Annotated in this window: 23 protein-coding genes; 3 read left to right on the top strand and 20 right to left on the bottom strand. The window is 39.9% G+C overall.

What is annotated here, in order from left to right; translation table 11 throughout:
• Nucleotides 1-494: 494 nt before the first annotated feature.
• Nucleotides 495-782, bottom strand: a complete 288-nt coding sequence (locus SB775_RS05560) for a hypothetical protein (protein WP_089364723.1) — start codon at nt 780-782, stop codon at nt 495-497.
• Nucleotides 783-1166: 384 nt separating this feature from the next.
• Between SB775_RS05560 and SB775_RS05555 the strand changes: the two genes are divergently transcribed.
• Entirely contained in the window at nt 1167-1334 is a 168-nt protein-coding gene (locus tag SB775_RS05555) for a hypothetical protein (RefSeq protein ID WP_164855016.1), read from the top strand.
• Between the two features lie 124 nt (nt 1335-1458).
• On the opposite strand, the gene cspC is transcribed toward SB775_RS05555, so the two are convergent.
• The gene (gene cspC, locus SB775_RS05550) at nt 1459-1659 is read right to left on the bottom strand and encodes a cold shock protein CspC (RefSeq protein WP_010331195.1); all 201 of its coding nucleotides are present in this window, start codon (nt 1657-1659) and stop codon (nt 1459-1461) included.
• 330 nt (nt 1660-1989) lie between these two features.
• Between cspC and SB775_RS05545 the strand changes: the two genes are divergently transcribed.
• On the top strand, nt 1990-2250 hold the full coding sequence (locus tag SB775_RS05545; protein ID WP_089364722.1) for a hypothetical protein: 261 nt from the start codon (nt 1990-1992) through the stop codon (nt 2248-2250).
• Nucleotides 2251-2305: 55 nt separating this feature from the next.
• On the opposite strand, the gene SB775_RS05540 is transcribed toward SB775_RS05545, so the two are convergent.
• The 3 genes from SB775_RS05540 to SB775_RS05530 all read right to left on the bottom strand — a co-directional run bounded on the left by SB775_RS05540 (nt 2306) and on the right by SB775_RS05530 (nt 4159).
• Nucleotides 2306-2872, bottom strand: a complete 567-nt coding sequence (locus tag SB775_RS05540; RefSeq protein ID WP_089364727.1) for a YdcF family protein — start codon at nt 2870-2872, stop codon at nt 2306-2308.
• A gap of 157 nt (nt 2873-3029) precedes the next feature.
• Nucleotides 3030-3815, bottom strand: a complete 786-nt coding sequence (locus SB775_RS05535; RefSeq protein WP_410860789.1) for a serine hydrolase — start codon at nt 3813-3815, stop codon at nt 3030-3032.
• 179 nt (nt 3816-3994) lie between these two features.
• Nucleotides 3995-4159: a YezD family protein gene (locus SB775_RS05530; RefSeq protein WP_081108733.1), complete on the bottom strand. Its 165-nt coding sequence runs from the start codon at nt 4157-4159 to the stop codon at nt 3995-3997.
• 522 nt (nt 4160-4681) lie between these two features.
• Here SB775_RS05530 and SB775_RS05525 point away from each other — a divergent pair.
• A complete protein-coding gene (locus SB775_RS05525; protein WP_061462169.1) occupies nt 4682-6070 on the top strand; it encodes an amino acid permease in 1389 nt (462 codons plus the stop codon).
• 41 nt (nt 6071-6111) lie between these two features.
• On the opposite strand, the gene SB775_RS05520 is transcribed toward SB775_RS05525, so the two are convergent.
• The 15 genes from SB775_RS05520 to SB775_RS05450 all read right to left on the bottom strand — a co-directional run bounded on the left by SB775_RS05520 (nt 6112) and on the right by SB775_RS05450 (nt 21121).
• Nucleotides 6112-7089: an aldose 1-epimerase gene (locus tag SB775_RS05520; protein ID WP_410860788.1), complete on the bottom strand. Its 978-nt coding sequence runs from the start codon at nt 7087-7089 to the stop codon at nt 6112-6114.
• A gap of 484 nt (nt 7090-7573) precedes the next feature.
• Nucleotides 7574-7873 (bottom strand): YxcD family protein, encoded by a 300-nt coding sequence (locus SB775_RS05515; RefSeq protein WP_089364719.1) that lies wholly within the window; start codon nt 7871-7873, stop codon nt 7574-7576.
• Nucleotides 7861-8307, bottom strand: coding sequence for a hypothetical protein (locus SB775_RS05510; RefSeq protein WP_410860824.1), 447 nt, complete (start codon nt 8305-8307; stop codon nt 7861-7863). The genes SB775_RS05515 and SB775_RS05510 overlap by 13 nt, the downstream gene beginning before the upstream one ends.
• Before the next feature lie 207 nt (nt 8308-8514).
• On the bottom strand, nt 8515-9897 hold the full coding sequence (locus SB775_RS05505) for a C40 family peptidase (RefSeq protein WP_410860787.1): 1383 nt from the start codon (nt 9895-9897) through the stop codon (nt 8515-8517).
• A 514-nt stretch (nt 9898-10411) separates the two neighbouring features.
• A complete protein-coding gene (locus SB775_RS05500) occupies nt 10412-11476 on the bottom strand; it encodes a sulfate/molybdate ABC transporter ATP-binding protein (RefSeq protein WP_410860786.1) in 1065 nt (354 codons plus the stop codon).
• Between the two features lie 10 nt (nt 11477-11486).
• Entirely contained in the window at nt 11487-12353 is an 867-nt protein-coding gene (cysW, locus tag SB775_RS05495; protein WP_410860823.1) for a sulfate ABC transporter permease subunit CysW, read from the bottom strand.
• A 29-nt stretch (nt 12354-12382) separates the two neighbouring features.
• On the bottom strand, nt 12383-13213 hold the full coding sequence (cysT, locus tag SB775_RS05490; RefSeq protein ID WP_375166307.1) for a sulfate ABC transporter permease subunit CysT: 831 nt from the start codon (nt 13211-13213) through the stop codon (nt 12383-12385).
• Nucleotides 13214-13289: 76 nt separating this feature from the next.
• On the bottom strand, nt 13290-14321 hold the full coding sequence (locus SB775_RS05485) for a sulfate ABC transporter substrate-binding protein (RefSeq protein WP_410860785.1): 1032 nt from the start codon (nt 14319-14321) through the stop codon (nt 13290-13292).
• A 281-nt stretch (nt 14322-14602) separates the two neighbouring features.
• Nucleotides 14603-15256, bottom strand: coding sequence for a nicotinate (nicotinamide) nucleotide adenylyltransferase (nadD, locus tag SB775_RS05480; protein WP_410860784.1), 654 nt, complete (start codon nt 15254-15256; stop codon nt 14603-14605).
• 475 nt (nt 15257-15731) lie between these two features.
• On the bottom strand, nt 15732-16577 hold the full coding sequence (gene kynA / locus SB775_RS05475) for a tryptophan 2,3-dioxygenase (protein WP_089364713.1): 846 nt from the start codon (nt 16575-16577) through the stop codon (nt 15732-15734).
• Nucleotides 16578-16594: 17 nt separating this feature from the next.
• The gene (locus tag SB775_RS05470; RefSeq protein WP_089364712.1) at nt 16595-17956 is read right to left on the bottom strand and encodes an amino acid permease; all 1362 of its coding nucleotides are present in this window, start codon (nt 17954-17956) and stop codon (nt 16595-16597) included.
• Nucleotide 17957: 1 nt separating this feature from the next.
• Nucleotides 17958-18167: a kynureninase/PvdN C-terminal domain-containing protein gene (locus SB775_RS05465; protein WP_141133703.1), complete on the bottom strand. Its 210-nt coding sequence runs from the start codon at nt 18165-18167 to the stop codon at nt 17958-17960.
• A 477-nt stretch (nt 18168-18644) separates the two neighbouring features.
• The gene (locus tag SB775_RS05460; protein WP_410860783.1) at nt 18645-18959 is read right to left on the bottom strand and encodes a hypothetical protein; all 315 of its coding nucleotides are present in this window, start codon (nt 18957-18959) and stop codon (nt 18645-18647) included.
• Between the two features lie 6 nt (nt 18960-18965).
• The gene (locus SB775_RS05455) at nt 18966-20480 is read right to left on the bottom strand and encodes a carboxylesterase/lipase family protein (RefSeq protein WP_410860782.1); all 1515 of its coding nucleotides are present in this window, start codon (nt 20478-20480) and stop codon (nt 18966-18968) included.
• Between the two features lie 227 nt (nt 20481-20707).
• On the bottom strand, nt 20708-21121 hold the full coding sequence (locus tag SB775_RS05450; protein ID WP_410860781.1) for a MerR family transcriptional regulator: 414 nt from the start codon (nt 21119-21121) through the stop codon (nt 20708-20710).
• Between the last annotated feature and the right edge of the window lie 42 nt (nt 21122-21163).

The following is a 21163-nucleotide window of genomic DNA, read 5'->3' as shown; positions in this document are numbered from 1 at the left end:
GGGGTTTTTAAGGTCCATAGCCTTGAGTTGTCAAAGAATTGGTCACATCACATTTCATTAGATTTAAACAAATTATCCATCTCATTGGCCACGTGTTTCTGCATACTAGGAAGCACGTGGCTATAAAGTGTACAGTTTATTTTGGAAGTCCCTTTAAATAGTCACCTGTTGATGCTCTTTAATTAATTTGTCTAGTGTTGGTCTTGATCCACCTAATTCCTTTGCAAGCTGAGAATTCTCGAATGGTATATCTTTTATATTGCTTGTCGAAGTCTGGAATCAATACTTCTTTCCTTCCTTACAACTTTCCTGCTGCTTTACCTATATGATACTCATGGAAAACAAGCCATTTATATACAGGTTATGAATAAAATTTTGTATATAAACAGCTTATTAAATATTTGTGTTATTGAACTCAAACCAGCGTCTAATAAGGCAAATGTTCATTTTAAATTAACGTCATGTGCAAAATTAACTAATATTACTTAATGAGGCTAGTAACAACCATGTCCATGATGACCGCCATAACCCATACCGTATCCAGAATGACCGCCATAACCCATACCATAACCAGAATGACCGCCATAGCCCATACCATATCCAGGATGACCGCCATAGCCCATACCATAACCATGATAACCACCATAGCCCATACCGTATCCAGGTTGACCGCCATAACCCATGCCATAACCGCCTAAACCGCCATAACCCATGCCATAACCGCCTAAACCACCATAACCCATACCATAACCAGGATAACCGCCAAAGAATTGTCTTTCCATTTATATCTCCTCCTCAAATTGCTTCAAAAATAGTGTATGTGTCCATATTCAAAAGGGAATAGACATTTGCCTATATTAAAAATTCACAAGTGTTTACAGACAATTAGCCAGTCAAAAAAGGTATGGGGAGAATATGAAGAAGCATTTAGTGGGCAATGGATTAATATTTATTTTCCCGATCCTAAAATTAGTTTTAGGCATCCTCATTCCTTTTATAATATCCGAATGTGCAGAACCTTTTTAAATATGCTCTGTTCAAGGCAAAAGATCTCACAATACGTCCACTTATCACGTTTAGGAAGCTACATAATATATCATTGGAATATCTTGAACACATTTTTTATTCCCAAATATGTTATACTATTAATAAAGAGGGTGCATAAATTGAAAAGCAATAAGTATAATACTGGCGAAACAGTAACTATTCAGGATACTAATGAATCAGTAACCATTAATAAATGGGCATACGTAAAGAACATGAAAAGATATTCTTATACGGTAAAAGAACATCCAACTACTTTTTTCTTTGAAGAAGAATTAAAAAAAGCTTAATAACACGTCCCTAAAACCCTACTCCGCTCAGAGTGGGTTTTTTTATGCCTTCATTTTTTAAAACAATAAAAAACAGACTCCAGTAGAGGAGTCTGTTCATATAGGTTACGATTTAATTTTAAAATTAAGCTTTTTGAACGTTAGCAGCTTGAGCTCCACGAGCACCTTGCTCAACGTCGAAAGTTACTTTTTGACCTTCGTCTAAAGATTTGAAGCCTTCGCTTTGGATAGCTGAGAAATGTACGAATACGTCGTCTCCGTTTTCACGTTCGATAAATCCAAAACCTTTTTCTGCATTAAACCATTTAACTGTACCTTGTTCCATTTTTGTTGCCTCCTAGTGCATAACACACATGTTATTACTATTTTTAACCATTTGGAAAATAACTAGTATCCTCTTCCACAATCAAAAACAATTCTTTATTAGATTAACATGAAATGATTAATATAGCAAATTATCTAGAGATATTTTAAAAATACAAGGATTACATCTTCTTCGCCTTCCTATTGGATAGATTTTTTCAATTGCCCATTTCCCTCTTTCCTTTATTTACTTTATTTATCCAATAGAATGATTCAGATAATGATGAAAGGGTATATCAAATAAGAAACAGTACCATTTCACTTAAAGAGTAAACAGCAAGGAGGTCAATCAATGAAATATTACAAAGTTTCCAATAGCGGTTTTGAAAGCAAGGTTATTGTAGCCTATAGCGGGTATGAGGCACTTGGATTCTATTTAATGGAAATCAATGATCAACTTGGTTTTGTTGATGATATAGATGTGGAAGAAGTAGATCCTGATGAACAAGTCGAGATTTCCTACACCGGGTATCCCGTCTATAAGACACTTAAGGAAATATATCAAGAAAACGATTTTTGGGAAATTCCCAATGTTGTCGTGGAAGTCGAATAATAAAAGAATCCCCCGTCTATAAGGAAAGGGAATTCGGATTATGCCCCTGGGATGGTTATCTCCCAATTAATTCAGTCAAATAATATTTGGTAATAGCAAGATATTCACGGGTATACGATTTCAACAATACCACTTTTGGTGTCTTTGCCGGTATTCCCTTCATGTCCAAGCCTTCTTTTTTTGCTATTTCAACTGCCCGGTAGATATGAAAATCATTACTGACAATCAATCCGGAAGCAGCTTTATCAGGAATGAGTTCTTTTGAGAAAACAATATTTTCGTGAGTTGTTGTAGATTTGTCTTCCATCATGATACGCGCTGCTTCTATTCCATGCGCGATTAGCCCCTGTTGCATTGCCTTTGCTTCCGAAATATCTTCCCCCGGACCTTTGCCGCCAGATACAATAACCACAGTATGTTCATTCGCCGATAAATATTCTGCAGCTTTATCAATCCGGTATTGTAAAGATAATGATGGAACCGAACCTTTGACCCTTGCTCCAAGAATTATGAGGTAATTGGCATTTTCCGGAATTGGCTGGTGAATGCTTTGTTGAATTTTCATATGTAAAAAACCAAAATAACCCAGTAACACCACAAATCCAATTACGCCAAATTTCATCGTCCTCTTCAATGTTTTTCCCCGCTTCGTTTTACTTTCATTATATACCACTTTCCCCTCATTTCCCCTTATAACTAATAATATGGAAGAGCGGGAATCATAATTGACTTCCCGCTCTTCTTCTTATTATAGTGATGACCATTCCAAATCGGATAATCTATTCTGAGACCATATCATCATATATCAACTTTCCAATTTTACTTATTACTTGACGGCTTTCTTCCTCTGATTTCATATCTTCAGTTAGAACTGCAGCATAAACTGTTTGTGTTTCTGACCGAATGATTGCACAATCATGGGCAACTCCCCGAATTCCGCCCGTTTTGCTTGCGACCTTAACTCCTCTGCCCATCAGTGATGGAAGTTTATCCCGTATTTGCTGATTATCAAATACACGCATTATTCTTTCCTGGCTTTCTTTCGTTAAAAAGTCGCCTGTATGTATGGCTTTTAAGCAGGTAATCGTATCTTCCGCCGAAATGGTATTGTCCCGTCCTTCCATTAATGCCTTAAAATCCTGCATTTTTCGTTCAAGGATGGTATTTTTCAAACCAAGTTCCTTGATGCATCGATTAATTTCATCAATGCCTAACAGGCTCATCATCATATTCGTGGAAGTATTGTCAGAAACGGTTATCATCAATGTCAATAAGTCCTCAACCGTTAAAAATACCTTATTTGATAAGGCATGCAGGACCCCAGATCCGCCGGTCACTTCATTAGGGGGGATGGTCACTGGTTGATTCAAATAGATTTTCTTTTGTTCACTTTGACGATAACCTTCGATGATCATTGGTATTTTGATTAAACTAGCTGATTGAAAGGATTCATTCACGTGATATCCAATAGTCTCTCCTAGACCATTTTCAATTTTATATGCAATTTTCCCATTAAATGATTCAACTAATGCCAAGATATCATGTTCTATGGTTTGTAAGGTCATAAATTCCCTGTTCCTCCTTATTATTTCATTTAAGTCCCTTTAAAAACTCCCTTATACCTTAACTTATTCTACCATGTTAAAAGCAGTACAATCTTCTACGAAATTCCAAATCGAATTAATTTGTATAAAAAGCAAAATAAAAGAGCCTTCGTCTTGAAAGCCCCCTTAAAAAGTGGTATTTATCTTGTTTTAACAGCCCGGCCCTTAACTGGGAATCGTTTCTTCTCAGTTGTATCCACCTGAGTGATTTCACCGTCATGTACGGTTATTATGACGGATCCATATTGTAGATCTTCCAAGCTTGAAATGATATGCCTAAATTTGAATTCTTCTTTCTTTTCCATAATCTCTCCCCTTCACTACTGGTAATAAAGATTCGTTTCATACCTAATGTTAAAAAGAGATCGTACGAACATCACACGTACTCTCCCCGCTTTCCATGTTTTCTTGAGGAACTTGGTTTACCTATCATATCCTCATCATACTTTGCGTATAAGAATAACCAGTTAATAGGAACTCCACATTCCCCTCCCCCCACTATAAAAATAAAAGGCACCCGCCATCTAACAGAAGTAGATGTAAGGGTGCCTTTAGTTGACTAATCGGCAATATTTGAGAGTTGCATATGTTATAGAAAAATACGATTTAAAGCAAAAACCGCATTATTCTTACCAACTAACTTGGTATTTACTAATATAATCCAATTCCCTCGTTTTGTCAATATGAATTAGAATTTTCTGATTAGTATGTGTTTTACATTTTACCTATTTACCACTTTACCAAACTAAACTATTTAAGATATACTATTTTAGTATAAGTTGTCGGTATTAACACACACTTTGTATTTAAGAAAGGTTCGATTATAAATGGTAAATAAAAAATGGGGTTTATTGATTTTGACCACATTCGTAATCGGGAATATGGTCGGCGGCGGAATTTTCATGCTCCCTGCTCAATTAGCACAAGTATCCAGCCCATTAGGGGCCACATTGGCGTGGGTGGTTACTGGACTGGGAGTTTTTCTAATAGCTCTGGTGTTTGGTAACTTGGCAGTCCGGAAACCGGACTTGAAGGCTGGACCTCAAAGTTATGCTCAAGCATTATTTAAATCTCCGGCTAAAGGAAGGGTTTCAGGATATAGCATGGCTTGGGGTTATTGGGCTGCAAATTGGGCTGCGACAGCTTCTGTCATCATTTCATTTGCTGGTTACCTATCAACATTTTTCCCGGTCATGCATAGTACCAAAGTGATTTATACTGCTGGTTCATTTGATCTCGAAGTGGGTAAAGCACTAACATTTGCGGTATGCTCCATTGCACTTTGGGGGATCCAGGCAATCTTGGTAAGAAATTTTAACAGTGCTGGAAAACTGAATCTTTTTGCTACGGTTACCAAAGTGCTTGGATTCTTATTTTTCATCATTATCACGATATTCATCTTCGATTCTTCCAATCTAGGGAACGGTGCTGAATTTTATGATAAAGCAGGTTCAGCCATCTCTTTAGGTGCTCAAGTGAATGCTGCTGCAATTTCAACATTATGGGCCTTCATCGGTATTGAAGCTGCCGTCATGCTTTCAAACCGTGCTAAGTCACAAAATGATGTAAAGAAAGCGACGATTCTTGGTTTACTTATCGCTGTTTCCATTTATATCGGCATTACCTTATTGACGATGGGTGCCATATCTCAAGATGATTTGAAAATATCCCAAAAGCCACTTGTTGACGCACTACAAGCTATAGTTGGTTCAAGCGGCACGTATTTAATGGCCGCTCTTGCCGTCATTTCCTTATTGGGATCAACAATCGGGTGGATTGTCGTTGCATCTGAAGTTCCTTACCAGGCAGCGAAATCAGATCTGTTTCCGGCCTACTTTGCAAAGGCAAACAAAAATGGCACACCCGTCCGTTCTATGACAATAACAAATATCATGACACAGATATTCTTATTCTCCACTATTTCGGGAACGATCCTGGAAGCTTATAAATTCTCAATGATTGTCGCAACACTCGCTTACTTGATTCCTTATCTTGCATCAGTTCTGTACCAGTTAAAGTTAGTCATGACTGGTGAAACATATGACATCATGAAAGGCTCAAGGGTACGTGATGGCATCATCACCATCTTAGCGTTAGTCTACTCGATCTGGGTCATCAAGACCGGTACAGCCGATATGAATACATTCATACTTGGCATTGCCTTATATGTATTTGGAATCGTTCTATACCCACTCTGGATGAGAAAGAAAGCATAAACTTAAACACCTTGGCATTCAAAAGTGCCAAGGTGTTTTATTTATATCTCTTTCATTATCAGTCTAGTCTTCAGCTGAACCATTTCCCCTGAGCTTAGCTCCCGCAATCCAGTCAAATCCGCCGATAAATCCAGATTAGGAGCATTCGTTACCCATGTATATGGTTCCGGACAGACGAACCCCTCCTGATTGAACAATACCCAAAACTTAAAACGTTGATCGCCTTGATAAATGACTTGTATGCCAGCATCTTGATCAGTGAGAACACACTCGTTTTCCAGAGCACTTTCCTCATCATAGCCAAAAAGATCATCAAACCGCCGACCTTCCAAGCTAAATCCATTTTGGATTTCCAACGTATTGGCCGTTTCATGAATTTCACCAGTGGGCAATGACCTTTCATTCAACTCCCATTGTTTATTGACGGGAAGTGATATTCTGCAATCCTCCATTTTGCTCCCTGGTCCAAATGGAAAATTGAATACAGTGTGATAACCTGCTCCCCACGGAAAGGGTTCAATGCCCTTGTTGGTGATTTCCAATTGGATATCCAATGTATCATCCATTAAAGACAAAGACATATTCACAGTGATATCTTGTGGGAAGCTACCTTTTAGATTAGTAAAATCACTGCTTGAAAATTCAGTATTAATGACGATTTCATTCCCGTTCACTTCCTTTTTGCAGACTCGCCACGGCTTGTCATGCAAAAGACCATGAATATGATTGTATTTTCCCATTTCATTGATTGGAAACTTATAAGTATTCCCCTTATATGTAAATTGACCATCTTCAATTCGATTGGGAGGAAACAAGATTGGCATACCGTATAATATGGGGTCCTTTTTATAATCTTCCAAACTATCCGGAGTTCGCAGCACCTCAATATCCTTTCGCTTGTACTTCAACGAAAGCAGATTGCTGCCTAAAGATGGTGCAAGCATCGCTTCCACATTTGCATTGCCGAACTTTATGGCCTTTTCATTTAAAAAAATGATATCCTCTATATACCCTGTCACTTATTCTCCCCCTTTGGCTTGAACATATATCCATCCTACTTCCAATGACCACTTTTTGCAACAAATGGAAAATACATTTCTTTCTTAATATTTCCCTGTTTGAATTAAGTGTTGGTAATCTAGGATTTTGCTTAGTTTGCTTTACTATTTTTCTGTTTCTCTTTTATACTTTTTACTGTGCACTGCTCGACTACCGTTACTTTATTAGGTACCTTATTAAATAAAGGCTGTTTTCACATACTTTGTTGCTATTTACGAGGTAGTGAGTTGTGGTTGATTTCCCCTCCAGATGCTCGCTTTCCTTGGTGCGGGCGGTGAGCCTCCTCGGCGTAAACGCCTGTGGGGTCTCACCTGTCCCGCTGCTCCCGCAGGAGTCTCGCACTTCCGCTCCAATCAGCCTTAAATAGTTTCGTTTTAAAAACAACAATCTTTACGAAAAGAGCCTAAATAAAAAAGGATGCCTTTTACGGCATCCTTTTTCATATTATCGATTACTTTCACTTACTAATGCCACTATGCCCTCTTCATCATCCAAAACAAGTTCAATACCTGAATATGGATCTATATTCAAATATTCATCGAGCCATGAGCGAAGCGCTTCTATCAAGTTGATGGTAATTAACACTTGTTTCCGGCCATCTACAAACGTTTCAGCCGAAAAGCCATAATCATCATCATACATTAACTCCACTTCTACCTCATTAGGTTCTACCTGCTTTTTACGGGCAATGTAAACACAAACCGCATTGATGATATCTTGTTCGGAAATCTTTAGCCTCTCCATGGGTTTGGATCCTCTTTCTTCTTCTTATCTTTGAAGTATGTGAATATTTTACGGATTACAACGATTAATGCAATTACCGCTAACACGTTGATCATTAGTCCAAGTATAGAACCAAGGGCTCCCATATTGGCGAATAGGCCACCAAAAAGTAAACCTGCTAGTCCTCCTAGCATAATTCCTTTCATTAAGCCGCCTTTAGAGAATGATTTCCCACTTTTTGTATCAGTCTTTGCTTTATTAGTGGTAGTGACATCGGATTTCTTCGTTTCTTTGTTTTGGAAAATCGATTTATTATTGTTGTTGCTATTAAAGCTTCTTTTCCCAGACTTGTAACCCCTTGCATCGACTGACTCCGAATGATCCTTGAAAACATAAGTGCCGACTGGCGAGAATGCTAGTGTAATTGTAAGTAATGCTGCCATAAATTTTTTCATCATTTTTTTTGCCTCCGTTTAATAGTATGGAATGTTGTTTCATTATATGTCTTCCCAGATTTACTGAAAGTCCACATCACCTATCCCTTGTTTTATCTTATAGTATTTACGTTTAATATCAAAATAAGTTTCACTTTTCTCGATATTTTTCAAAAAAAATATAAAAAAAAAGCAGGAGCGTTTACTCCCCTGCTTATTAATGAACTATTAATTTACACGAACGACACGGCCATTGAATACCCCTGCCCAATATCCACTATTCATATTGGCGATAGCAACACCTGTTGAACTTTGAGAACCGATAAACTTGCCGCCGCCGACATAAATACCGACATGCCCATCAGTTTTATAGGTATTGAAAAATACTAGATCTCCAGGTTGCATTTGGCTTTTAGATACTTGACGTCCTGCACTTTTCAATGCATCCGTACTTGGTGGAAGGTTCACACCAGCCTGTCTATAAGCCCATGCAACGAACGCTGAACAATCGAATCGGCCGTTAGCAATATCGGAAGCCGTTCTTCCGCCACCAAATTTATATGTGGAGTTACCGATATATTTATACCCTGCTGTAATTGCAGAGCCAGTGTTTGCACTGCTTGGCTTACTTGATGTTTCAGTTTTACTCGCTGCAGGTTTATTAGCAAAACTGTTTTTAGATGAATTTGAAGATGATGATGATTCACCTTTAGACGAACCTGATGCAGATGCTTCACCTTTAGGCGAACTTGATGATTCTTCACTAGAAGAATTTGATGATTCTTCGCTAGAAGAGTTTGAAGAACTCACTTCTTTAGCAGCACGGTCAAGTTCTGCTTTCTCTGATGCTTTACGTTCTTCCTCTTTTTTGATATCTTCACGAATGGATGCTATTTGCGCTTCCAAACCTGCATCTTTATTCTCTAAAGATTGTTTAAGGGCAGCTGTTTCCGATTCCTTCTTTTCACTCTTTGCCTTCATCTTCACAGTTTCTGCTTTTTGATCTGCAATTTGGGATTGCATGCCTTTAAGCTCCACTTCCATATCCTTCAGGCTCTGCAATTTTCCCTCAACAGTCGCTTGTTTTTTTTCTAAGTCAGCTTTATCCGCTTCCTGCTCCTTAAGAATCTGTTGGTCAGCTTCCACAATGGTAGCTACCGCTCCAACACGATTAACGAATTCACCAAAGCTTTTAGAACCTAAAACAACTTCTAGGTAGTCAACGTCTCCACCGCTCTCTTGGAATGAAAGGGCACGCTCTTTCAAGACTTCCTCACGTTTTGCGATTCTTTCTTCCAAAGCTTTAATTTCCTTCTTTAAAGAATCTATGTCTTTTTCGGTGTCATTAATTTCTTGTTTAGTGTTTTTAATTTTTTGGTCATTTTCTTTCATTGCCGTTTCTATCTGGGCAATTTGGGAATTCATTTTCGATTGTTCATTTTTCAATTCCTTAATAACCTGTTCTGCCTCTGAAATATCTGATTGTACTCCTGTGCGTTGCGATTGAATATCCGAGATAGATTCAGCTTTAACCGACGGGATGGCAAAAGCGCTTCCTAAGCCTAGCATAATTGTCGTGTTCAAAACGATAAGTTTTTTCTTCAAACTCATTTCCCCTGCTTTCCTCCCCTTGCATTTCCATCGACCCACATCTTTTTCTCTATGAAAAATAATTAGTCAAAATAAATTGCTGGGAACTCTTCTCTATTTTTTTTACTCATTATGTAATCTTCTAAGGTTGTAATACTATTGAATACATTGCTGAAACTCTTCTATGTTTTTACCTAAGTCGTAGTATATCATCAGATTTTGTCAAATACGTAATAACAATGTTACATTTACATTTCATTTTTAACATAATATATAAAAATTCGACTTTTTCCTGTGATAAACCAACCAATATTTTACATAAGCATCTTCGTTTTTTGATGCAAGACTTTCTATCTAGTGTTTAGAACCAAGGGACCATAGACTATTGGCGGTAAAAACTCACCAAAATCCAAACCGCATATCAACTCTGTAGCTGATGCCAGCTTATAACCTTTCATATAGGGTAGTCACTAATATCCTCATTAAAAACTAAAAAACCGCTCTCAGCGGTTTTTTCGTCAATATTCGACCCCTGCTAAATTCCAGCCATATAGTCGACAAAGACTTTCAATTCTTTTGGTCGGACAAACACCCTTTCACCTTTCCTTATTTCCAGATTCATATAATGCTCTTTTGTCAGTTCGATTTCTAGCGGTTCGTTTGTATCCTGACGAATCACTTCTATCCGGACAATGGGGCCAATTGTATGAATGTGATCAATAATGGATGCAATCGAATCCTTTCCTGATGATTCTCTTTCTATTATAAAGTTATGAGCCCTTACATAACCCGTACTCTCTCCATCTTCACTGTCCGGAGCATTCATTTCCACATTCCCAGTTACCAATTTCCCTTGGTGAACGTTGCCCTTAAAAAGATTGACACTGCCGAGAAAATCATAAACAAATGGATTTTTCGGATGATCATACACTTCTTCCGGAGTTCCAATCTGTTCAATTTTCCCTTCATTCATGATAACGACCCGATCAGCAACATCCATCGCCTCTTCTTGATCATGCGTCACGAACACACTCGTAACATTGAATTCATCATGAAGCCTTCTTAGCCAACGCCGAAGTTCTTTTCGAACTTTAGCATCCAATGCCCCGAATGGTTCATCAAGCAAAAGAATATTCGGTTCAACCGCAAGTGCCCTTGCCAATGCTACACGCTGGCGCTGCCCCCCTGATAATTGGGATGGGTAACGATCTTTATAGCCTTCCAGCTTGACGAGCTGAAGCAATTCGGTAACCTTTTGTTCAATCACTTTTTTACTGGGCCTTATTTTTCTAGGGCGGACCTTTAATCCATAGGCAATATTATCAAAAATGGTCATATTACGAAAAAGGGCATAATGCTGAAAGACAAAACCTACATTCCGATCTTTTACATGCTTATGCGTGTAATTCTCTTCATTGAAGAGGATCTTTCCGTTCTCTGCCTGTTCAAGCCCCGCGATGATACGCAATAATGACGTTTTTCCAGATCCGGAAGGGCCAAGAAGGGCTACGAGTTCCCCGCTCTTTATTTCCAAATCGATGTTCTGGAGTGCTTGATAGGACCCGTAATATTTTGTAACATTTTCAATGATGATACTCATTTCCTTCCTCCTAACTCGCTTTGGTTGATTTAAAGTCGGTTTTCCATTCTATGAAACTTTTAATGATCAAGGTTATGATTGCAAAAATGGACATCAGGGATGCAACGGCAAAAGCGGCCGAAAATTGATATTCATTGTATAAGATTTCAATATGAAGCGGCATCGTATTTGTCATCCCCCGTATATGGCCCGATACGACCGATACAGCTCCAAACTCCCCAATTATCCTTGCATTGCAAAGGATGATTCCATATAGAAGTCCCCATTTTATATTGGGAAGCGTCACATACCAAAATGTCTTGAACCCTCCCGCCCCCAGCGTGAGTGATGCCTCTTCTTCAGACGTCCCCTGACTTTGCATGAGCGGGATCAATTCACGCGCAATGAATGGGAAGGTAATGAAAATGGAAGCGATGACAATCCCTGGTATTGAAAAGATCACTTTAATGTCAAAGGTTTGCAGCAATGGACCAAGTGTTCCATGTAGGCCGAACAGAAGGACAAATATCAACCCTGCAATGACGGGTGAAACGGAAAAAGGCAAATCAATCAACGTTATTAAGAAGTTTTTTCCCTTAAAATCATATTTTGTAATTGTCCACGCAGCCACTATCCCAAATATGGCATTGAGTGGCAAGGTGATGAGAACAACTATCAATGTTAATTTAATTGCAGCCAATGTATCAGGGTGTGCAATAGCCGCAAAATAAGCTTCAGCACCTTTTTCAAAGGCCTTTACAAAGATTGCGATTAATGGGACAACTAAAAACAAAGTCAGAAATAGCAATACAATGGAAATAAGGACCCACTGTATGGATTTAGGCTCTTTTGTTGTGTTTCTCGTTATAATGACTGGATCATTCGTATTTACAACCACTGAATTATCATGTTCCAACATGTCCCCTCCTACTTCCCTGAATATCTTTTGCCAGTCCACCATTGTAAGATATTGATGGTGAACAAAATTATAAATGTAATAATGAGCATGACGGCTGCTACCGCTGTTGCACCTTCATAATCATACTGTTCAAGCTTTGTCATGATGATCAGCGGGGAAATCTCCGTTTTAAATGGCATATTTCCAGCAATGAAGACAACGGATCCATACTCTCCAAGTGCTCTCGCAAAAGAAAGTGCAAAACCCGTCAATATTGCTGGAATCAATTCCGGAAAGATAATTTTAATGAATGTCTGCATTCGATTCGCCCCTAGAGAAGCAGATGCTTCTTCCATCCCTTTTTCTATATTTTCAAGTACCGGCTGAACCATCCGCACCACGAATGGGAGACCTATAAATATAAGGGCGATGATGATCCCGGTAGGGGTGAAAGCGATTTTAAAGTTGAAAAATTGCCCAATCCACCCGTTCGGTGAGTACAAAGTGGTCAAAGTAATCCCTGCCACAGCAGTCGGCAGGGCAAAAGGCAAATCCACCAGCCCATCGATGATCCGTTTGCCGGGAAACTCATAACGAGTAAGCACCCAGGCAATTAAAACGCCAAAAACTGCGTTCACGAAGGCCGCAGTTAACGCTGATAAAAAACTCAATTTATACGAAGCGACAACCCTTGGTTCAGTTATGGTCGCCCAAAAATCCTGAAATCCCATTGAAAATGTGTTTAGAAAAACCATGGATAATGGAATCAAAACGATGATGGAGAGATACAGCAACGTAAAACCCATCGTCAAACCAAAACCGGGTATAGTCCTCTTTTTCTTCTGTTTACCTTCTGTCATTATATTCATCGCTTCGCCCCAGCTCTTCTTCTTATTATGAAGGAGAAGATGTGTCTATCCATCTTCTCCCCCCTGCTTATTGCGGTTGATAAATTTCGTCAAATGTACCACCGTCATTGAAATGTGTTTCTTGGGCTTTTTTCCACCCGCCAAACGTATCATCAACGGTCACCATATCGATATTTGCAAATTGGTCTTCATATTTAGCGAGTATCTTCTCATCCCTTGGACGATAGAAGTTTTTCGCGGCAATTTCCTGACCGGCATCCGAATATAAGTATTCCAGGTAGGCTTCAGCCACTTCCTTTGTTCCTTTTTTCTCGGCCACCTTGTCAACAACAGCTACCGGTGGCTCTGCTAATATACTGATGGAGGGATTGACGATTTCATATTTGTCATCACCGAATTCTTCAAGTGTTAAATAGGCTTCATTCTCCCAAGCAATAAGTACGTCACCAATTCCCCTTTCTACAAAAGTGGTGGTTGCACCCCGTGCCCCTGAATCCAGAACCTCAACATTCTGATAAAGCTTTTTCATGAAATCCTTAACCTTTGTTTCGTCACTACCGAATTTCTTCTCTGCATATGCCCATGCAGCCAGATAATTCCACCTTGCCCCTCCGCTTGTCTTTGGATTTGGTGTAATGACGGATACATCCTTTTTGATTAGATCATCCCAATCTTTAATGCCTTTAGGGTTATTTTTTTTCACCAAAAATACAATGGTTGATGTGTAAGGTGTCGAGTTTTCCGGTAAACGTTTCTGCCAATCCTCCGCTAATAGGTTACTAGCTTCATAAATGGCATCAATATCATAGGCCAATGCCAATGTAACGACATCCGCTTCCAATCCATCAATAACGGCCCTGCCCTGTTTACCAGACCCGCCATGGGATTGTTGAATCGATACATCCTGACCCGATTCTTCTTTCCAATGCTTCACAAACGCTTCATTGAATTCCTGGTACAATTCACGTGTCGGATCATATGACACATTCAATAGCTCGACTGGCTTTGATGTTCCGTCCCCTTCCGTTTTTTCCGAGTTGCATCCTGCGAGTACACCGAAAGCCAATATCAAACTTGTCAATATCATCAATTTTTTCATGAACTTCCTCCCGTTTTTCACTTTTTGCAACAAAAAAGGCATACTATTCCCTTCTTAATTTTATTCAAGGAGATAGTATGCCTTCAGTTCTCTGATCAGCGAATATTCTGATTTTATGTATCATTACCATAAAACAAAGTATACCAAGTTGTCAACTATGTTTTTTGTTTTTCACCAGTCCTTTATTTAAACTTATTCACGTATATAAGGTTAATGCATTTTCCAAACGAAAGGAGCTCGATCCAACGGAGAGATCGAGCCCATTCATCCCCAGCTAACACTTAAGGATTTGATTCTTTTTTATATAGCTTATTGTCCACAATATACTGATAACACTGATCAGGCAGTAAATATCTTGGTTCCCCTCCCATCGCAAGTTCATCCCTTATATATGTAGAACTAATTTCCATTGAAAGGCCTTTATCTATAAGGTGGAATGTATTGCCATCATCATAATTCCTAAGCAACGGACTTTTCGATATGATTTTTAACATATCGATCCCATCCCGTGCCATGACGATGAATTTATGATTGGCAATCAATTTTTCCCTGAATTTCCATCGTAAGTGTACCGGTAACTCCTGATTGTCAATATCCTCAAGTAAATCTGCACCCATAATGAAATAAACTTCATCCTTTGGATATCGTGATTTAAAATATTCCATCGTATACCAAGTATATTGTTTACTCATTCCAGCGCGTTCATTAATTTCATAATCACTAACTTCGAATAACGGGTTGCCCCCTATTGCGAGCCCAAGCATCTCCCAACGGTGTTCATTGCTCGTTTTCATCTGTTTATCGATACGTCCATTTGCACATGGCAAAAAAATCACCTTGTCTAGCTTAGCACGATGCGCAATGGTGGATGCTGTCCATAAATGCACATTGGTGACTGGATCGAAGGAAGATCCATAAACTCCAATTTTGCCCATTCCCATATCCCCCTTATCAGCCTATCTTTTTCTCCACGGCCTTGACCGGACTGCCATCCTCTCTTTCTATTGCAAGCGGCAAAGCAGCCAAATCGTACAACCCAGACTCCACCTCGTCAAGAACAAGCCCTTCCAGGATAGGAATCCCTCAGCCTAAAAAAAAGGGGTCAGGTTGCTTTGGCTGGATTTACTTCAACCGGTGGAATCCATTCAGGAAAACGGCTAAGGTCATAGTATAAATCAAGATCAAGTTCGGTGATGTTTTTTTCCTATCCATCAAAATGAAAGGGAGCATCCAATATGGATTCCTAAATGGGTACTCATCCGAATTTCCCCTACGTTGACGGATGACCCTTCCGTTAATGAATTCAACCAAAATGAATATTGCGTTTCTCCAGGCCAATATCGCGAACTTTCATTAAGGTGCTGGAAATATCTAACCATTGACTCATGCATATTCCCCTCCAGTCAAATCTTACAGCTTGGTCCTTAATGTCCAAAGCTCAGGAAAAAATGGCTGTTCGACCACTTTCTTCAGATAACTTACACCGGATGATCCGCCCGTTCCCGTCTTATTACCGATGATACGCTCTACAGTGCTCATATGATTGAATCTCCAGAATTGTTGCTGACTTCCAATATCAACGAGTTTTTCGGCCAGCTCATACAAATCCCAATATTTATGCACGTCACGGTAAACTGTCAGCCACGCGCTTTCAACACTGGCATTTTCCCGATAGGTTTCAGGCCAATCCCTGTTCAAGACCGATTCATCAACAGGAAGCCCTCTTGCAGCCAATGCCCCTATAGCCGCATCATAAATACTAGGTTTATTCAAAGTTGCTTTCATCGACTCATAAAGCTCAGGCTGATGACGGAAAACGGCCAATATTTGCGAATTCTTTTGACCCATCGCAAATTCTATCAACCTGTTCTGAAATGATTGAAACCCTGAAGAGTTTCCTAGTTTCTCCCGGAACTCCATATAATCAGATGGCGTTAAGGTCGAAAGCACATTCCAGGATTGAATAAGTTGCTGTTGGATCCTAGCCACTCTGGATAGCATCTTAAAGGATGGCTCCAAACGTCCTGCCTCAATATGGTCCTTTGCTGCAGTCAATTCATGGAGGATCAATTTCATCCATAATTCACTTGTTTGGTGAATAACGATGAACAACATTTCATCGTGATGACCGGAAAGCCGATGCTGACTTGATAATATTTGATTTAATTGCAGGTAGTCCCCATAGGACATATCCTTATCAAAATCAGTTACCATACCTTCTTCCAAACCATCTTTATCCATTGGTCCCTTATCCATACCATCCCTCTTTCCCTTTACCTTCTTTTGATTTTCGACATTAATAAATAGACGATGCAAAGAAAGACCAGCCAAGGTACACCGAACTGGAGAACGATTTTAAACGGGCCAGTGAACCAAGTAGATACCGTCAAAGCAAACAAAAGTAATGCACCAAGAATCGTTAAATACGGAAAGCCATACATTTTAACCGGTAATTTACGCCCCCCTGATTTCTCCCACCTCTTTCTAAAAAATAAATGGGAGATGAACACCATGAACCAGGTTAAAATGGCACCGAACATCGATACCCCCATCATGAATGCATATGAAGTATCCGGGAGAAGGACCTTTACTCCTGCAGCAAGAAATATGCCCAAAGTGGATATGAGAAGGGCCCTTATCGGGACTCCTTTCCGGCTTACTTTTTGAAATAGGGCTGGAGCCTGCTTTTGCTCGGATAATGAAAATATCATTCTGGTGGAGGCATATAATTGACTATTCATTGCAGATAAAGCCGCCGTTAAAATAATGAAATTCATTATCCCCGATGCTCCAGGAATATTCAGGATTTCCATCACCCTAACAAATGGGCTTTTATCAATACCAGCGGATTGCCAGGGTACAATTAGTAACATGAGCCCGATTGTCAGTACATAAAAAGTGGTAAGCCTTAAGACAGTTGCCTTCAAAGCTTTAGGGACGGCAATATCAGGGTCCTTTGCTTCTCCCGCCGTAACCGCAATCAACTCCGTTCCTAAGAAGCTGAAGAGAGAAATAAATATAGCGACCCAAAGCCCCCAAAACCCAAAAGGCATAAAACCTCCATCATTGGCATAGTTCTCTACACCGATCCCGCTTGAAGGTTCGGCGCCAATCACCACGTAGGCGCCCAGTAGAATGAAAATGACAATGGCGCTAATTTTGATCATTGAAAAAATATACTCAAAATTCCCGAATGTATTGACACTCGTTGCATTTACATAGATAAGCAATGCAGCAAAAAGGAAGATCCAAATGCTTCCTGGTACATCCGGGAACCAATATTTCATATATACAGCGATGGCACTCACTTCGACACCAATGGCCAGGACATTCGCTATCCAATATGAATACCTCACAACAAAACCCGCAAATGGACTTATATATTTTTCAGCAATGGTTCCAAAGGATCCCGATGTTGGATAAGCTACAGTCATTTCCGCCAAACAGCCCATCAATAGAAGGACAATGAATGCACCTATTGCATAGCTGATCAGTACACTTGGACCTGCCGTCGAAATCGCAAGGCCACTTCCCAAAAATAATCCGGTGCCTATTGCACATCCCATGGCAATCATTGTGATTTGATTCGATGATAATTCACGTTGCAGTTTACTTTTCTCCATATGGTGCTCCATTCTAGGCAATGATTCCCCTTTTATTTTCATAGTTTTCATATAACCTGCCATCCATGATCTTTTTAAGGACCTGTACCGTTTCATAAGCTTCCTGAAAAGAGGTATAAAGAGCAACAGGTGCTAGACGAATCATATTCGGTTCACGATAATCGGGTATGATAGCGTCTTGTTTCAATGTTTTACATATTCTTGCAACCTTCTTGATGTTCAATGATGATATGACCTCCCCTTTTTGATTCATCTCTTGGGCTGCCAATTTCAAATCCCTATCCCGATAATTCCGAATCGATTAAATCCATAAGATATTGAGTCAACCTCAAAGATTTTTTCCGGACTTGTTTTATTCCTACTTCCGTAATCATTTCTAGCGAGCCCAAAAGGCCTATGCTTAATATATGGGGGGGCACTTCCCACTTGTCAAACCGATGCGGAATGGCACCCACGGAATGACAGGCATCGAATCCAATCTCGATTATACGCGCATGGGCTTCCTTTGTTAACCTCTGACCGCTACGAAATAAGATCGTCGGAAGTACAATGAACGCTTTTCCTCGTTCATCTCTGCAGATCTACCCTTTCCCAGTGATATCTATGCACTCAAAGCCGCTTCAATTACATGGACTGAATCCTTCGACACATTTAACCCAGGTGAAAAGCCGGGGTGGTAAATTCCATGAAGAATATGAAATCATTCCGCCAAAATCTTATTCCTGCCAGCTCTTGGTTCAAAAAAGGTGGCCGCAAGCTGATGCAGATTAGCTGTAGTTAACACTGCCATCACTTCATCACCTGCAGCCCCTACCAATTGGGCGCTCAATTCACCCAATCTCTCAAAAAAGTAAATTAGTGCTCGGCACCGTCCGTCCACACATCGATTCCATGCCTTTTCCAATCCACCAATGACTTCATTAAACTTTTCTAAAGCCCGCTTCGATAAAAGGGCCAATGACTTCGTTAACATATTTATTGATGCCCATGTTCTCCTCGCTTTCTTCCGATCCACTACATTTCACTTGTAAATCCCTACTCCTTCCCATGCCAACCTTATCATTCTGTTAGGATCTTTTTCAATATAATCCTTTTTATCAAAAATCATTGTGTAGTGATTGGTTTCATCATATTTTGGCCATACTTCACCTTCCGGGGGATTTGGGTTTCCACGCTTAGCAAAGTTGACCCAATGGCCCTGGATTCTATTGGATACCTTTAAAGCCGCTGGCCTGGAACCATATGAAGTAATCTGTTTGCCCAATGACGAGTCGAAAGTCTGGAAGGCAAAAGGAATTTCCATACCATGTGTCGCCCCTAATTTACTTATGCGCATTGCCGCCGTTTTATAATCAAAACGGTACATCCATGTTTTTTCAAAGCGACTGTATGCCTCCGCATACCAAACCGAGGGAATATGGAAAGTCGCATCACGGCCAATGCCTAGCAAAGCCTCCTTTTCCGGGTAGTTCAAATAAGCATTCGTAATTCGCTCTTTTGCCTCAGGATCAGTATTTTCGAACATTTTATGAATCATCTCTGGATTAGTCGGGATTAACGGGTGATCCATCTGGTCGAATAATGTAGCTTCATCCCTATTTGTTCCTATAAGCAAGGGTTTTCCCTTTGCTTTTCCTGATCGAATCGAATCTAGTGGATAATCAGGCAGGAAGTCACCATCCACGACAGGTCCAAATGATAGGGAACCCGGCAAGGCTTGTGAGTTCTGCCGTAAGAGTTGGTAGGACGCCGTGACAATTTCTTGAACTGGAAGTGTTTTTAATCGATGGATTTCTTTCATTCCAATGCCCAAGATTTCAAGAAACCTTTCACTGAATTGGCGTGCAAATCCTTTTCCGTAAACAGATGTCGGAGCGGGACTTTCTGCAATAGCCTGTTTAAAAAGACCCCTTGCAGAAGGGACAGTAAGTAAGGTCGTTACGGCATTCCCTCCCGCTGATTCTCCAAATATCGTAACATTTTCAGGGTCGCCGCCAAAGGCTTCTATATTCTCTTTAACCCATTTCAGAGACGCCACTTGATCACGTAAACCTAAATTGGTTTCGAATATTTCACCATCAACTGATAACTCGGTAAAATCCAAATAACCCAGTGCACCCAGCCTATAGTTTATGCTTACAACGACTACGTCTCCATTCTTAGCCAATAAATGTCCATTGTACATATCAAGAGATCCGGCTCCCGTTAGATATGCTCCACCAGGGATCCACACCATTACAGGACGTTTTTTATCATCAGCTCTAGGTGACCAAATATTCAGGAACAAGCAATCCTCATCCATTTTTTCATTTCCTGCCATTCCTGTTCTTACAGCCCGATCCATCAGCTGTGGGGGAATGGGACCAAAATCCACTGCATCCATGACACCGCTCCAATTCTCAACGGGCTCAGGTGAGCGGAAACGCAGAGAATCAACCGGCGCTTTCGCATACCTGACTCCACGCCACACGCAAATATCGTTTTCCAAAGTGCCTTGAAGATGACCTTTAGCCGTCGTTACTATTGATCCAATCATTCACTCTCACCTCTTCATATAGTCGTAGATACTTATGTTCTTCTTTTTCCATTCCCCAGTATCCTTCATCTTTATCGAAAAAGATTATTTGGCCATTCCAACAAAGTACCACTATCTTATATAAAAGTTAAAGTCATGCCTAGGATTTGAAAACGTTTTTGAGGATATTACCCCATGTAAATAAAAGGACAAAAAAAGACCCAATCAGGTCTTATTTTGGCAAAATCTTAAGAGAACATGGCAATGATGCTCAATAAAGAGCTGCCCCGAACGGAAAGCTGTTTTGCAGCATATGTTAACTGCCGTTCATCGAGCTGTTCCAGTAAAGGCTTTAATTCAAGCAATTCGTTCTCCAGTCCTTTAAGGTCTGTAGATAGCTTGTCCACCATCAAGAGCACTTGCTCAGAATCAACAGTGGATTCAGACCAAACAAGTAACCGTTCCTTGATTTCAGTCAACGGCATATTCTGTTCTTTATACCGATTAATCATTTGAAGACGATTTAGAGCATCTTCGGTATAATATCGATATCTTGACCCAGTTTTTTCATAGCTCAGCATTCCTAATTGTGTGTAATAGTCAATGGTTCTCCTCGAAACATTCGCAAGTTCAGCAAGCTGGCCAATCCGATATACATTCACCCAGATAGTCACCTTCTTTTAAAATCTACTGTTAACGATACT

This window comes from Peribacillus sp. SIMBA_075 (assembly GCF_046534585.1).
The sequence above is the reverse complement of the archived record's forward strand: the minus strand, read 5'-3'. Positions and strand labels throughout refer to the sequence as shown.